Raw genomic sequence first — 14059 nt, 5'->3', positions numbered from 1 at the left:
TCAGCTCTCCTTCTCTGCGGTCGGTACGGCCTCCGCACCTCGTACGGGCTCGGTGGTCTGCGTGGCCTTCGTGGTTCGCGCGGGCTTGGTGCTCCGGGTGGCGCCGCGCTTCCTCGCCTCGGGACGCCAGGCGGCCAGCGCCTGGCGGGTGAGCCCCCGCTCGGCGAGCTGGCTCTCCAGCCACGCCGTGAAGTAGTCGGCCGGTGAGCCGCCGTAGAGGTCCTCGTAGTCGTGGTGCCACTGGTGCAGCCACGGCTCCAGCTCGGCCAGCCCGGCAAGCAGCGGCGTGGCCCGGCCGTCGTCGGCCGGGTAGCCGCGCTCGATCAGCAGGTTGGCCAGCGCCATGGCCTGCTGGAGGTGGTCCCAGCCGGCCCAGCCGTAGACGGGGGTCGCGTCGTTCTCCCGCTGCGCACCGAGATAGCCGACGAACCGCTCCTTGGGCACGTCGAGCTTGCCGCGGTGCTTCCAGTAGGAGACGTTCGCGAAGTCCTTCGGGGTGTACTTCGGCGGGACCGGGATGGTGACCTTCTCCCCCGCGTCCTCCCTGCGCTGCAACGCCCAGACCGCCTCCCAGTCCTGCCGCTTGAGCAGGCCGGTGGCGGAATAGCGGAGCGCGGCGAGGTAGGGAACGTGCTCGTCCTTGAGCAGGGCGACCAGCTCGGAGGTGAGGTCGTAGTCGGGACGGCCGACGTAGAGGTCCATCACCTGCCGGAAGTCGGCGTCGGTGCGGACCAGGTCGGCGAGCTGTCCCACACTGAGCGACCGGGGTGCCCCGTCCACGATCCAGAGGCTCTCGTCCTCCAGGCGATCCAGCAGCCAGGTGCGCAGGGCTTCGGCCCGCGTCTTCTCGTACGGCTCGGCGGACCAGCGCCGCTTGCACTCGGGGGTCTCGACGAGGTTCATCAGCGGCTTGTTCTTGATGATCTCCATCCGCCGCCGGACCAGGTCCTGGTACGCCTGCGGCCAGTGGGAGGGGACGTCTCGAATCGGGGTGGAGTGGTGCCGGTCGAACCAGACGGTCTCGGTCTCACCATCAAGGAGTTTGGCTCCGAGGATGATCTCGAGCGCTCGCTGCCCAAGCTCCAGACCTGGCAGATCATCACCGCTGTAGGTGAGATCCTCATCGAGGATGCCGTAGAGCCGGTAGACCTCCCAGTCCAGTTCCTCCTGGACGAAAATCATCTCGGCTTGAATCGCGTCGTGCTGCTTTCGCGCTTCTGCCAATGTTTCACGATTCGGTACGGCCTGCCCGCAGACTGCCTGCGGCGTTACCGAGGCAAGCTCCTGAGCGAGTGCGTCAAGCCGCCGAGCCCGCTCCAACGGCGCCCCACTCGGCAGCGGGAATTCCTGCAACTTGGTCCCGGTGAACTCGTAAAACCGCTCCCAAGCAGCGCTTGTAATACCACCGCCCTCTCCTCGGTTGCCCTTGTCATGACAGACCTGCTTGAGCCAGAAGCAGGCGGTGGAGGAGTTAAGCAGGCCAAGCAACCGCAGGTGATCGTCCTCCGTAGCCCCCTCGGGCAACTTGATCACTGGGGCAGACTGCTTGAAGACCTTCCCACCCCGATCCAGCACGAAGTGGTTATGTGTCGCCACAAAAGCAAACGTAATCGATAATTTTATTACATATCGTTCGGGAACCCATCGATACCAGGTCCACCAAGCCGTCCCAGATTCGGCCTGTTCTTTACTACCAGGGCCGTTGTTCGATCGAAGAATTCGCCGAAGATTCCATAGGTGCCGCCCCCAAGAAGAGGAGTGATCATAAGCAAGTGGACGCTGCTCCTCATCGAAAGGCACGAGAACATCTTCAGCGCTGTTTACGTTCCAGTCTCGGACTATTTCTCCGATGATGAGAGACCTGCTAAGAGGGAAGCCGATCCGCCACCTGCGGAGCTGAGGTGTTCCAACAAAAAAGGCATCATCTTGTCCGGGGAAACTCGCAAAGCCTATGGGGCGACCGATCTTAGCTTGTAGCTTGTTTCGTGATACCTCAATGATCTCAATGAGATCGCTTGAGCTACCACCAGACAACGCCCATGGATGGGCGGCTAGGCGATCTCGCGACAAATCAACTACAGATATATATTCATTTTCTGTACCAGGTTGATCGATACTGTCAACAATAGAGCGCCACACAAGCCCTTCTGCGGGATTCCTAGGTTGAGACGGTTCGCCACGAACACCAAGAACTGCACGAATGTAACTCAGTCGATTCCGGAATCGATTTCTTCCTACTAAAATAACCGTCGGCGTCCCATGTCCAGGGATGTACGCTCCCGAAGCATCGATAACCTGGACCAGATCCACCCGGCGAGCAAAGAAATCTTCAATTAATTTCTTGCCAAATTCTCGCTTCATAAAGGAGTTCGAAGTGATCTGACCAACCCATCCTGGGCGATCATCGTCCTTGACCGAAAGTCGGAAGAAGAGTTCAGCAAACGGAACTGACAGCGCATATTTTCCAGAGCAGGTTTTATACCGTTCCCTGTAAGCTTCGCTGAGCGCTTTGTCCTTGACTGTGATATAGGGGGGATTTCCCACGACTACGTGATAACGGCCGTAGTCGAGGATGCCAGGGAAGCGGTCGACGTCTTCCCAGTCATAGAGGTGCGAGGCGAGCGGGTCGTCCTCTACGACGCCGAGGGTCATCTGGCGTCCGCCGCCGAGCTGGCCACCGCCGTACAGCAGCGTGTCACCCGTGGCGATGTTGAGGTTGAGCGCGGGGACGTCCAGGCCGTCGAGACGGGTAACCCCACACGCCTTCAACGCCATCACCATCAGGCGGAATTTGGTGATCGCCGTCGCGGTCGGGTTGATGTCGACGCCGTGAATGGCATCGAGCACCTTCTGCACCCGTACCCGCTCGTTCAATCCCGGCTGATGCGTGATCCACTCCTCCAGCAGTCGGTCGAAGGCGCCGAGGAGGAAGTGTCCCGATCCGCAGGTCGGGTCGATCAGCTTGAGCCCCTCAAGCCCGAAGTCGTTCAGCGCCGGGTCGAGGACCTGCTCAAGGATGAACTCTTCGACGAAGACCGGCGTCTGAAGCAAGGCATATCGCTTGCGGATGTGCTCCGACAGGTCCTGGTAGAGGTCGCCGAGGAAGCGAGTGTCCAGATCCTCGCTGTGAAACTCGTCGTGTGCCAGCCGGATGCCGTCATCGTCCCGGCGGCGGAAGACCGCGATCAGTTCCTCGGCCTGGTCGGCGGAGATGTCCCACCACCAGACGAAGTCGGTGTCGGGGAAGAGCGCGTGCCCGGCGCGGGTGGAGCGGAGCCAGGCGAAGGACTCTCGGAGCCATTCGCGGGCCGTCAGCCGAGGGTTGCGCTGGATCCAGGCGGCCTCGGCGTCGGCCGCGTCAGAAGTGGCGTGACCGGCGGCGTCGCGGGAGGCGATCCAGCGGTGAGCGGTGAGGTCGTTGTCCTCACAGAAGCGGATGAACGCGCAGGCGATCACCCAGGAGCTGGCGGCCTGGGCGCACTGCGCGGTGAGCCAGTCGTTCCAGCTCTCCCCGGTCCGGCCGATGCCACCGGCGGTGCGGTGCGTCTCCCTCAACCGGTCACCGATCTCCGGGACCCGTCCCACCTGTTCTCTCAGGTCATCGGCGACCCGCCCCACCTGCTTCTGAAGATCCTTGAGCAGCGCAGCGGAGATAACCGACACCTGATCACTCTTCCTGTCCCGTCGCCCAGCGCATCACAATGCTTCGTGATGCACCACATTGCTTCGCCAGTCTGACAAGTTCGACTCAGAATGATCAGTCAGACCGATAACAATATGGGCGCACAAAAGACGGGAACGGCAACCCTCGGTTACGGGTTCCGGTCAGGCCTTCACCAGCGGCTGAGCCCTCAGAAAAGCAGCAAACTCCTTATTAGCATTACGGTCAGACCGTATAGTCTCACGCCTCGACCTTGAGACCGTCGCGAAAGGCGTCCTGCTCAGCGCGGCAAAATCCGACACCAAGCCATAAAGGCCCTCGAAGCCACCAGCGCACCGCCCTGCCACAGGCGTGGTGCCGCTCCCCCTCAGGAGCGGCACTCTTCAACAGCGGTACGGCTGACCGTGCCTCGACAGTCCAAGCCATCGCCATGGCCGGTACGGCGGATAGGCCGTCAGACGGTCAGATCCGCGAGGGAGCCGCCCTTGATACCGGCAATGAAGGTGTCCCACTCAGCGGATGTGAAGGCCAGCACCGGCCCCCCGGGGTCCTTGGAATCACGGACTAGAACGAGCTGGTCAGTGCCCGGGGCAGGTTCGGCCTCGGACTGAAGGGTGTCGGCGAGGTCAACTTCGACACAGTTCTGGCCAGCCCCACATAGGGAACTCTTCCGCCAGACGCCGACTTCAACGCAGTCTGAGCTGTTCCAGCTGCGAGAGTTCTTTCGCCACGTCACCCGAGACAGGTCCAATGCGGACATTTCGCCCCCTGCGTAAGGACAGCCAATCTGATCATCGATCGTGATCAGCTGACCGGATTGTCAAACTCACCACCTTTGATGCCACCGATGAAGGTTTGCCACTCAGTGGAGGTGAAAATCAGTGCCGGCCCGCTCCGATCCTTGCTGTCACGAACACCTACGCGTCCTTCACTCAACGAGGCTACTTCGACACAACTACCACCGTTCCCACCACTACAGCTGCTCTTTCGCCAGACCGCCCGAGATAGTTCTTCATGGGACACTTTGATGCCCTTTCAACGCTTATAGATCTTCTTTTGCGAGCTTCGCGATCATATCGACTGAATCCCGGGGATCGAGAGCCGAAGCACGCAGGTGGTCATATGCCAGCGTATATGCCCGAATCTCTTCTGCCTTCTCCAGATAGAGACTTCCGGTTACGTACTCCAGGTAGGTGACTTCATTCGCCCCCTCGGAGAAGGACAGGATGGCGAACGATCCGAGCATCGCCGCATGCGCGCCGATGGAATATGGCAGGACTTGGATGGTCACATTGGGCTGAGCCGAAATGTCCGCGAGGTGCTGAAGTTGTTCTTTCATAACACGGGTACCACCGACGCGGCGGCGTAGCGCGGCCTCGTTCACGATCGCCCAGAAGTTCATCGGCTGCTCGGATCGGGTGATGACATCCTGCCGGGCCATGCGCAGGCTGACGTGCCGCTCGATCTCGTCGGGTGCGTCGGTCACCCGTGCCGCCCGGTAAATGGCGCGAGCGTAGTCTTCGGTCTGGAAGAGCCCGTGAACGAGCTCGGGTTCGTAGTTACGAAGTGACGACGCCTCCGCTTCCAGCCCTACGTAGACCTGGAACCACTGCGGGATCACATCGCTGTAGGCATGCCACCATCCTCGCTCCTTCGCCTGCTTTGCCAGTTGGACGAGCGCGTCGTACTTGGTGCCCTCACGGAGTCCGTAGAGCTGCAGCATGGCCCGGACGTCGTTGACGGAGATCCGCAGCGTTCCGCCTTCCACTTTGGTCATCCTCGACGTCGACCAGTTCAGATGATCAGCCACTTCCTCTTGCTTGAGGCCGGCCGCGATGCGGAGCTGTCGCAACTCCTGCAGCAACCGTCGATGGCGGACGGTCGGCGAGAAGCTGGCCATGAGTCTCCCTCCAAGACACCTGTTTGATCACACATCGTAATGAATCTTTAACTGGTTGTACGAAAGTGCTTGCAGGTTCAGATTTGCAGGTGCAGATTTAGCACGTGCTCGCTCACCGAGAGTGATGGTACGTCGCAATCGCAGGCTTCGCAGCCCGTTCCGCGTAAGCCGCAAGCCCATCACGTCCAACGCCGAACAGCTTCAGGACCGACGGAGGGATGGCAGGAAGATGAAGGTTCGCGATCTTCAAGGGTGGGGCGGTGAGTTGCTGGAGTTGGCCTGGGAGTTGAACGATCTCGGGTTCGACTCCGTAGTCCGGCTCTCGCCCGACCGGCGGCCGAGCGTCGAGATCTTCGTACCGCAGAGACAGCCGAGGATCGCCACCGCACAGCGGGGCCGTACCTCGGTGTTCACCTGGGAGCGGACCTCCGCCCGAGCGAACCGCGACCGGTTCGACCACGGCCGACAGGGCCGGAGCAGAATGCGGATGGCCGCGGAGCGACTCCTGGAGGTGGCGCGATGAGGATGCCGGAGCCGCTGGGGCGGGCCGACCTTCCGGCCGAGGTGGAATCCGTCCCCCTGGCCCGCCGCTACGTCCGCGACCTGCTGGACCGCATCGACCACAAGCAGACCGACGACGCGCTGCTGCTGGTCAGCGAACTCTTCACCAACGCGGTACGCCACTCCGACTCCGGCCGTCACCCCGACGGCCGGGTCTCCGTCGCCGTCGCGAACCATGATGGAACGCTCCACGTCGACGTCATCGACGCCGGATCAGCCGGACACGTCCCTCGGATCTGCCCGGACGTCGACCCCGACAGCGGCGGCGGACGCGGCCTCTGGCTGGTCCAGGAACTGTCCACCGCCTGGGGTTGGTACGAGACCCCGACCGGCCGGGTGGTGTGGTTCCGGCTCTCCGAAACCTGACCGGCGCGAAGGTCACGCCTCCTGATTCACGGTGGCCCGCAACCAGTCCAGACAGGCGACCACGACGTCCCAGACACTCTCGGTGGCGAGCGAGGTCACCGGGAAGGCCGGGGAGAGATCCCGCTCCGCCGTCGGGATCTCTCCCCGGGGGCGGAGTTGAACCGCTCTCTCAGTTCCTCCCGCATGGCGACGTCGTCGAACGGATGCCTCCTCATGAGGACGCTGACGGGGATCACCACCTTCTTCGGATGGATCCGAAGAAGGGCCAACCGCGTTTTTCCCCGCTTGAGGACGGCCGCGCAGGAAGCGCCACCGGCACCGTACCGGATCCCTCCTCCGCCCGATGCCCACTGCTCCAGCAGCCGCTGGACCGCCCCGGCTGCCTGCGGCCCGGCCTCAACGCAGAGTTGATCGCCGCCCGATGGCCCTGGGCCACGCAGATCATCACCGCCGTCACCCGCTGCAAGCCCTGCCGGCGCCCCCCTGACCACAAACCCCCAGCTCATACAGTCACTACGGAAGAGCCACACCCAAGCTGGACGGCGGCGGCCGGCGGCCGCTGCGCCTGGTGGCTGCGGACGTGGGCCTGATGTGACCGCTCAGGGGCTGAGGTGGGTCAGCACGGCCAGGAGCTGGAGCATGCTGTAGGCGGCCGCCATGTTCTCGGCGTTGAACGCCACCGTGCGGCCGGTTCTGGTGACGCCGGGAATGAGGGCGGCGAGGTCTGCCGAGCGCGGCTGGTGCAGGTCGACCTCGATATCGAGCGGGCGTGGAACCGACATGGGCCGATGGTCGGCGTGCAGTCGTATCGCTTGGCCTGCGCCCCGCCGCAGGCGGTCGTGTGCCTCCTGCGGGTGCAGGGTGTCGGCCGCGTGCTGGCCGAGCCCTCGTTTGACCGGCACGGTGACGCCGCGGGGCACCAGCGCGCTGAACTCCTCGCAGGCCGCGGCATCTCCGCCGGCCAGCACGACGGGCACGCCGTAGGAGCCGGCCAGCAGGGTGTTGATTCCGATCTCACCGTGTGAGGCGCCGTTGATGCGGACGTCGAGGATGGCGTCGGCGATGGTGTGGGCGAGCACGGCGCCGGCGGCGCCCGCGCGGGCGTGGTACCCCACGAACATCGCTACCTGGGCGCCCGCCTGCAGGCCCGCCAGCATGCCCAGTTCGCGGGGTTTGCCACGGATCAGCCGGGCGCGTCGGTCGAGTTCTTCGGGCAGGATGTTGCGGTACGAGCCGTGGGCATCGGCCACCAGCACCTCGGCCGCCGGCTCGGCATCGATCACGCCTTCCACCACGGCGTTGGCCTCCGCCGTCATCAACCTGCGGCCGCGCTCGTAGTCGTGCCGCTCCGGGGTGGTCTCCGCGGGATGAACGATGCCGGCAATCCCCTCCATGTCCACCGAGATCAATACCTTGATTCCCATGGCTAGTTCTAGCACGTGCGCGGGGCGGTGCCGCGGCCGCCGAAGAATGTCTCGAACACGTCGATGGGCAGGCCGGCCCGGCGGGCGTCACAGGTGTGGCCGGAGGGGTTGTGCAGATGGATCAGGCCGTGGTCGTGCTATGTGAAGATCTATGACGGGCAGCCACTCGCTCAGTAAGCGCTGAGCCGGCGGGCGTTCCAGGACGCCCGCCGGCTCCTCACGATGGAGACCGCGGCATGAGGGAAGACGACTTTACTCATTACGAGAGACTCGTCTCCGCGTGGTTCTCCGATCCAACCTGCCTGACCTGGTGCGAGGCATCGGGGCTGGACGACGTGGCGCGAGCCTTCGGCGCCGACCTCGCCGCGGCCGAGTCTTTGAGCTTCGAGGACGCCCAGCTCGAGCAGTGCAATGCGGACATCCCCGGCATCCTGCCCAGTCTGGTCGCCGGGACGATCGGCGACTGGACGCTGGTCGTCGAACCGAACGGGTGCGAGGGCGCAAGACCCGAAGTGCTGAAGGCGTTGTCGGCCCGCGGGCGAGCGGTGAACGTTCTGCTCAACGGAGGCCAGTACGACCGGCTCAGCTACGCCGCCGCCGGGCGGTTGCTCGCCGTCCGGCTGACGTCCTCCCCCGCCCGCCCCGGCCGCCTTCCGGGTGACGCCGACGCCGTCATCGACTCGGTCATCGACTCGGTCGGCACCGATGACGTCATCGGGCTCCAAGCCGCCTCGCTCCTGGCGGCGGAGCACATCACTGGTGCCCGCCTCACGGAAGAGTGGCTACTGGACAGCGGCCTCACGCGCCTGCTCGTCGAGAATCCGCTCCCCGACGACATCGTCCCCGATCAGTTACGCAACCACCGCGTACTGAACCGACCCGAAGTGCGGGCGATCCTCGATGATCTGTCGCCCGGCAAGGTAGCTCCCATCCGCTACCTGATGACGGAGGCGGTGGTACAGGGTTCGCAGCTGTTGCACCCCACAGTGGATGAGGCGCTGGAGTTCCTGCGTGGCGACGACGACACCACCCGGCGGCGGGAGGTCCGCCGCCAGGTCGCCTTACTGTGCGACGACGTCTCACGAGAACCTGGCCCGGACTGGACACCGCGCCGTGCGGCCGTGAAGGTGCTGCTGGACGCGCTGGGAGACGACCTCACCAAATCCGCGGACGCGGTCGCGGGCCACGCCTACATGGGACATCTCACCGACGATCAAAAAACCATCGTCGTCATCATGAAGCGGTGCCTGCATCGAATCAGCCGCACAGCGTCCTGAACGCGCAACCGTTCGACCTGTTCGGCGCCAAAATGCAGGCAAGTAGCTCTGACCTGTGGTTGACCGGGCCCCTCGCCGATACTGATTGATCAATCCCGAGACAGCCTTGGTCTGTGAACCGGTACCCCATATCGGTTGGCAGGGGTGAGCTGGATTTCGATGGCGATCTGGTACTACATTCGTAGGTCGGCTGGGAGGGGGGCGTCGCGCCTTCAATAGTGGCTGATCAGGGCACGTATCTGGTGAAGCCGCCGGAAGTCCGACCAGGCCATGACATGATCGATGGCATTGGCCGCGGGGATGAACAGCCGGGCCAGAACACGACGGATCTCGGCCAGAGACAGCCGCAGGGGCCTCAGCGCGGTGGTGCCTCCAGGGACGGATGGTCTTTTCCCTCGTCAGCGGTTTCATCAGCGTCGGCGGGCAGGGTGGCGCGCACGACGGGCGCCTGCTCGGCCACGGCCACCGCGGTCCAGTCGTAGGCGCGCGCGCCCTTGCTGCCGTTCCCGCACGAGCGGCGCTCCCAGATCTGCGGGACGCCCCGGGCAAGCAGCCGATCCAGCACGTGCCCGACCGGCTCGGCCCCGCCCCGCACGGCGGCCAGGGGCAGATCGACGGGCACCGCCATGACGTAGCCGAGCGCGTGTTCATGGCAGAACGCGCGCAGGTGCGGGTCGCGGCCATATCCCGCATCGGCGCACAGGTAACGAAACAGCGTGCCGGCCGCGATCTCCTCACCGAGCATGTCGATCACCAGCTGGGACTTGGTGCGGAAGGTCACGTGCTCGGGCGCACCCCGGCTCTGCCGCGGCGCCCACCATCGTGCGCCCAGGACTCGGGCAGATACAGACGCCGGTTGACGAACGCGTACCCGGCGTCCGAGGCATAGGTGAGCAGGGGCATGACCTGGCAGTTCTCCACCTGGCCGGTCAGTCCGCAGTACTGGTCGGCCACGCCGGCCGACGCCTCGCCCTTCTTGATCGCGGCCGTGTCGTCGGCGATCAGTACCCCGTCGGTGCGGCCCAGGTGGGCCGGCACGTAGGAGCGGACCTCGTCACGCAGGGCGTCGACGTCCCATTTCGCGCGGTCCAGCAGGTGCTCGAACCGGTGGGCGGTGGCGTGCCCGATGTGGTCGGCCAACTGCCAGGAGTTCTTACGCGGCGCATCGGCCAGCGGGGCGCGTACCAGGTCGGCGAAGGCCTGCCGAGGCTCGGGCCGGGTGAACAGGGGACCGGCGATCCGCGTGGCCAGCGCTGTCAGCTCTGTATCCCAGGACACGACCTGATCGTAGGAAAGGAAGGAAGTCACGCGCCCGAATCGACACATACGCACGAGCACTGGCCGCACGCTGCGACCTCGGCACCAAACCCGTCCTCGACCTCGCCGAACTCCTGCCATGGGAACCCGAGGCCACGCGGCGCAGGCGCCACAGTCGTCACTGACGTGATCGGGATCTGCTAGTTTTACCCCTTACGGCCGGATGTTGCTTCCGGCCGGAACATGTTTGTATGACCACATTTCAAGCAACCGTGCGGCCCGTGAGCGCCGCAGACCGTCTCATCGTCGAACGGCTCTGGCTCATGTTCCGCCACGACATGGCGGAGTTCCAGGGCGGACTGCCCAGCCCAGACGGCACCTATCACAGCGACCGGCTACGCTCGGCGTTCGAGGACGACGACTGGGCGGCCTATCTGTTCACCAGCGGGGACCAGCCTGTCGGGTTCGCGTTCGTGCGCGCACTGTCCGGCCCGGCGCGCGTGCTGAACAGCTTCTTCGTGGTGCGCGGCGCGCGCAGAACCGGGATCGGGCTGAAAGTCGTACGAGAGGTGATCTCCCGGCACCCCGGTCCATGGAAGATCGCTTTCCAGGACTCCAACACGGCGGCCGTCGCGTTCTGGCGGCGCGTCGCCACCGAGATCGCCAGCGACGCGTGGACGGAGGAGCCCGAAGACGTTCCCCCGGACGTGTGGATTTCCTTCTCAACCGCCTGACCAGGGATCAGAACGGGAGCGTAACTGGCGGGGCCGTGGTGAACGCGCCCCCCTGCGTCAGGAAGATCGCGGCACGCGAGTTACCCGAGATAGATAATCGCCTACGGCGCAATATGACGGCCAAGGAGCGATCTTGGTGACAGCATGGCTGCCTGCGTGACACCCATCGTGCTTCGGCTCAACAGCGTCGCCGCATGCCGACATGATTACGAGCCACTTTCCCTGAAAAGGTGCCAAGTATCGAGAAAAGTCTCACCTTCAAGAAGACCGGTGCGTCTGCTCAGCGGCTACTGCCAGGTCATGACCAGTTGGGTGTGCCGCTTGCGGAAGATCCGGCCGATCGCCGGGGCAGGCGGGAGGGCATCGGCGGGGTAGAGGCTGAACGTCGGGGCGGGGTGGGTTCGCCAGTCGCGGTCCCACGTCTGAATGTGGTCATGGAGGCGGCGGGCGAGTTCGTCGCCGGCGGGCCCGTATCCGCAGGTGCCGAACTCCCACCGGGGCTCCGCCGTCTCCTCTGCCCGGGGCGGTTCGCGGATCGTGAGGTAGGCGAAACTGTCGACGGTGATGAGCACGGGGCAATACCAGCGCATCGCGACCTCGACCATGCCGCAGTCGCGGTCTGGGTCCTGCCAGATCATGCCGAACCGATCATCTGTGGTCGCGATCCACAGGTGCATCGAGTCGAACGACTCACCCCGGCCGGCCGTGACGCCGGTCCACAGCTCGCTACGGGCACCGGTCAGGGCCTGGTCGAGCGCGGCGACGTCAAGGGCGGGGCCCTCTTCGAGCGTCAGCCTCACCGCACCGTCGGCCAAGACCACCTCTTGATCCGGGAGCGCCCCGGCTCCCTGAGCCGCGACGAATCCGCACACCGTGGGGTTCAAGCCGACGAAGTGGTCACCGTCCCAGACGAAGGTGAAGGACCGGCTGACCGTGGAGAACCGCAGCGGCACCACCATCCGCCCGGCCGGAGCAAGCAGAGGCCCCCACGGGATGTCCCAGACCCCGACAGTGACGATGATGGCGTCAAAGCCGCCCTCGGGAGCGTGCTCGGCGGCGACATGCTCGGCATCGCCCAGCACGACCTGCACGTTCGGGTAGCCGGTCGCGGCGAGGAACCGGGCCGCTCGCCCGGTGACGAACGGGTCGATGTCCACGCTGACCACCAGCCCGTCCAGGCCGACGATCTCGGCGATGAGCGCCGCGTTGTAACCGCCGCTGCCAACCTCGAGAACTTTCGCGCCGGGGGTGAGCTGTGCGGTTTCGAGCATCTCGGCTTGGAGCCAGGGCGCGCTGATCGAACTCGTCGCCCTGCCGTCCGGGCCGCGTTTGGTGACGACCACGTCCTGGGCGGAGTAGGCGGCCTCCAGCGGCGCCTCGGGCGCGAACCTCTCGCGCGGTACCGCGGCGAAGGCCGCTTCGACCTGCGGGGAGCGGATCGAGCCCTGTTCCTTGAGCGTTGCGACCATGTCGGCGCGCAGCAGATCAGGGGTGGCGGAAGGCAGGGTGTCGGTGGTCACCGGCCGACTGTAGTCCCTGCGCGCGACAGTTTCCGCGCGGTAGCGGTCCCATGCCTGCGTGTTCACTTCAGGAAGCGCAGGAGTTACCGGGGTAGCTGCGCCTCTCGGCTGAGTCGGGGCGCGAGGTCGGCCATCTTCTGTTGGAACGTGGTGACGATCGTCGCCTGCGGATAGGTGTGCTCCAACACGGTACCGAGGACGGTGCTTCGGTCGGTGATAGCTGCGGCGTATCGCGGAGCGGCGATCGCTGTGATGCCGTACGCAACGGCCCGTTCGGGATCGCCCAGCCGGGCGCAGGCGATTCCCAGATCCAGGGCGGTGATCGCCCGTCGGGTCGGGGACAGGTGTGGGGCCTGCTCGTAGATCTCCAGTGCCTGTTCGGCATAGGCGCGGGCCTGCTCGTCGTGGCCGAGCCACAGGTTGGAGGTGGCGGCCACCGACCAGGCTCGTACTGCATCGGCGCCAAACAGCCCCGATACGTGCGCCGGCAGCCGCTCGGTCTCCTCGTGCAGGGCCGCCAGTGCCTGGTGAGCGGGGGCGGTGTGGCCGAGCCGGGCGTGGATGCGAGCCAGTTGCCCGATCAGGCGTGTGCACGCTGCGGTCGCGGCTGGTGCGATCGCCGCTCCTTGTTCGGCGGCGTGCAGCGCGTCGCGGGGCCGGTCGTCGTACAGCAGGGTCGTGGCTTCGACGTCCCAGGCCCATGCGGTGATCTCGTCGTGGCCGACTTCTTCGGCGTGATGGCGTGCGTCGGCGGCGTAGGCGAGTGAGGTGCGTACCTGGCCGCGGTCTTGAGCGGCCCATGCCAGGATCACCGACAGCCACGCGGCGGCGATGTACAGCTCACGGCGTTGGGCGAGCGTCATGCGCAGGTGCAGGAGTTCGGCGACGTGGCGACGATCGGCGAGCACACTGTGCCACAGCTCTTCTGTGCTGTGGCGGGGATAGGCGTGCCCGTAGTCGCTGATGATCTGGTGAAAACGTTCGATGCTGCGGGGCCCGATCTCGGTCTGCTCACTGTGGCGGGTGAGCTCATAAGCTTCACGCTCGGTGTCAGCCAGCGCGCCGGAGACGACGACGGTCGCGTTGAGCCCCAGGCGGAGGGCGTCACGACGCTTCACAGGATCATCCCCCGGCGGGTGTGGTGTGTAGTCGGCGGCGAATCCGAGCTGGACCGGCCCCGTGCTGAACAGTCGGCTGATCCGGTCTTGGTAGTCACTATCAGGGGGGTGCCCGCTCTCCCATCGACGCCAAGCCCTGTCTGTGGTCCCACGTGGTGGCAGCTCGGCGGCTTGGCCGGTCGCTCCCAGCTGGTCGAGTGTTTCAGAGACGCTCCATCCATGAGCGAGCCGGTGGCTTTTG

The 14059-nt window shown here is 65.1% G+C and carries 11 protein-coding genes and 1 pseudogene; 4 read left to right on the top strand and 8 right to left on the bottom strand.

Translation table 11 applies throughout. The annotated features are described in order from the left end of the window. From pglX to AB0K21_RS37035, 4 genes are all read right to left on the bottom strand, one after another. Complete coding sequence (gene pglX / locus AB0K21_RS37050; RefSeq protein ID WP_364156685.1) at positions 1 to 3663, bottom strand: BREX-2 system adenine-specific DNA-methyltransferase PglX; 3663 nt, start codon at positions 3661 to 3663, stop codon at positions 1 to 3. A 452-nt stretch (positions 3664 to 4115) separates the two neighbouring features. After that, positions 4116 to 4421 (bottom strand): DUF397 domain-containing protein, encoded by a 306-nt coding sequence (locus AB0K21_RS37045; RefSeq protein WP_364156682.1) that lies wholly within the window; start codon positions 4419 to 4421, stop codon positions 4116 to 4118. A gap of 44 nt (positions 4422 to 4465) precedes the next feature. Further along, entirely contained in the window at positions 4466 to 4684 is a 219-nt protein-coding gene (locus tag AB0K21_RS37040; RefSeq protein WP_364156679.1) for a DUF397 domain-containing protein, read from the bottom strand. Between the two features lie 19 nt (positions 4685 to 4703). Further along, on the bottom strand, positions 4704 to 5561 hold the full coding sequence (locus tag AB0K21_RS37035; protein ID WP_364156676.1) for a helix-turn-helix transcriptional regulator: 858 nt from the start codon (positions 5559 to 5561) through the stop codon (positions 4704 to 4706). Between the two features lie 229 nt (positions 5562 to 5790). On the opposite strand from AB0K21_RS37035, the gene AB0K21_RS37030 reads away from it, so the two are divergent. Further along, positions 5791 to 6084 carry a hypothetical protein gene (locus tag AB0K21_RS37030; RefSeq protein ID WP_364156673.1) on the top strand — a complete coding sequence of 98 codons (294 nt, stop codon included), beginning with the start codon at positions 5791 to 5793 and terminating at the stop codon, positions 6082 to 6084. After that, on the top strand, positions 6081 to 6488 hold the full coding sequence (locus tag AB0K21_RS37025; RefSeq protein WP_364156670.1) for an ATP-binding protein: 408 nt from the start codon (positions 6081 to 6083) through the stop codon (positions 6486 to 6488). Before AB0K21_RS37030 ends, AB0K21_RS37025 begins: the two co-directional genes overlap by 4 nt. 599 nt (positions 6489 to 7087) lie before the next feature. Here AB0K21_RS37025 and AB0K21_RS37020 read toward each other — a convergent pair. Then, on the bottom strand, positions 7088 to 7912 hold the full coding sequence (locus AB0K21_RS37020) for a M55 family metallopeptidase (RefSeq protein ID WP_364156667.1): 825 nt from the start codon (positions 7910 to 7912) through the stop codon (positions 7088 to 7090). A 236-nt stretch (positions 7913 to 8148) separates the two neighbouring features. Here AB0K21_RS37020 and AB0K21_RS37015 point away from each other — a divergent pair, with 236 nt between their 5' ends. Continuing rightward, complete coding sequence (locus tag AB0K21_RS37015) at positions 8149 to 9189, top strand: DUF6461 domain-containing protein (RefSeq protein ID WP_364156664.1); 1041 nt, start codon at positions 8149 to 8151, stop codon at positions 9187 to 9189. Positions 9190 to 9544: 355 nt separating this feature from the next. On the opposite strand, the pseudogene AB0K21_RS37010 reads toward AB0K21_RS37015, so the two are convergent. Further along, positions 9545 to 10515 (bottom strand): annotated as a pseudogene (locus AB0K21_RS37010) (IS701 family transposase). A 212-nt stretch (positions 10516 to 10727) separates the two neighbouring features. Here AB0K21_RS37010 and AB0K21_RS37005 point away from each other — a divergent pair. Beyond that, entirely contained in the window at positions 10728 to 11180 is a 453-nt protein-coding gene (locus AB0K21_RS37005) for a GNAT family N-acetyltransferase (protein WP_364156661.1), read from the top strand. A gap of 287 nt (positions 11181 to 11467) precedes the next feature. On the opposite strand, the gene fxlM is transcribed toward AB0K21_RS37005, so the two are convergent. Further along, entirely contained in the window at positions 11468 to 12700 is a 1233-nt protein-coding gene (gene fxlM, locus AB0K21_RS37000) for a methyltransferase, FxLD system (RefSeq protein WP_364156658.1), read from the bottom strand. A gap of 83 nt (positions 12701 to 12783) precedes the next feature. Continuing rightward, a complete protein-coding gene (locus AB0K21_RS36995; protein WP_364156655.1) occupies positions 12784 to 13818 on the bottom strand; it encodes a hypothetical protein in 1035 nt (344 codons plus the stop codon). Positions 13819 to 14059: the final 241 nt, after the last annotated feature.

It is taken from the genome of Streptosporangium sp. NPDC049248 (assembly GCF_040678965.1).
Taxonomy (GTDB): domain Bacteria; phylum Actinomycetota; class Actinomycetes; order Streptosporangiales; family Streptosporangiaceae; genus Streptosporangium; species Streptosporangium fukuiense.
This window is presented reverse-complemented; position numbering and strand designations above follow the sequence as displayed.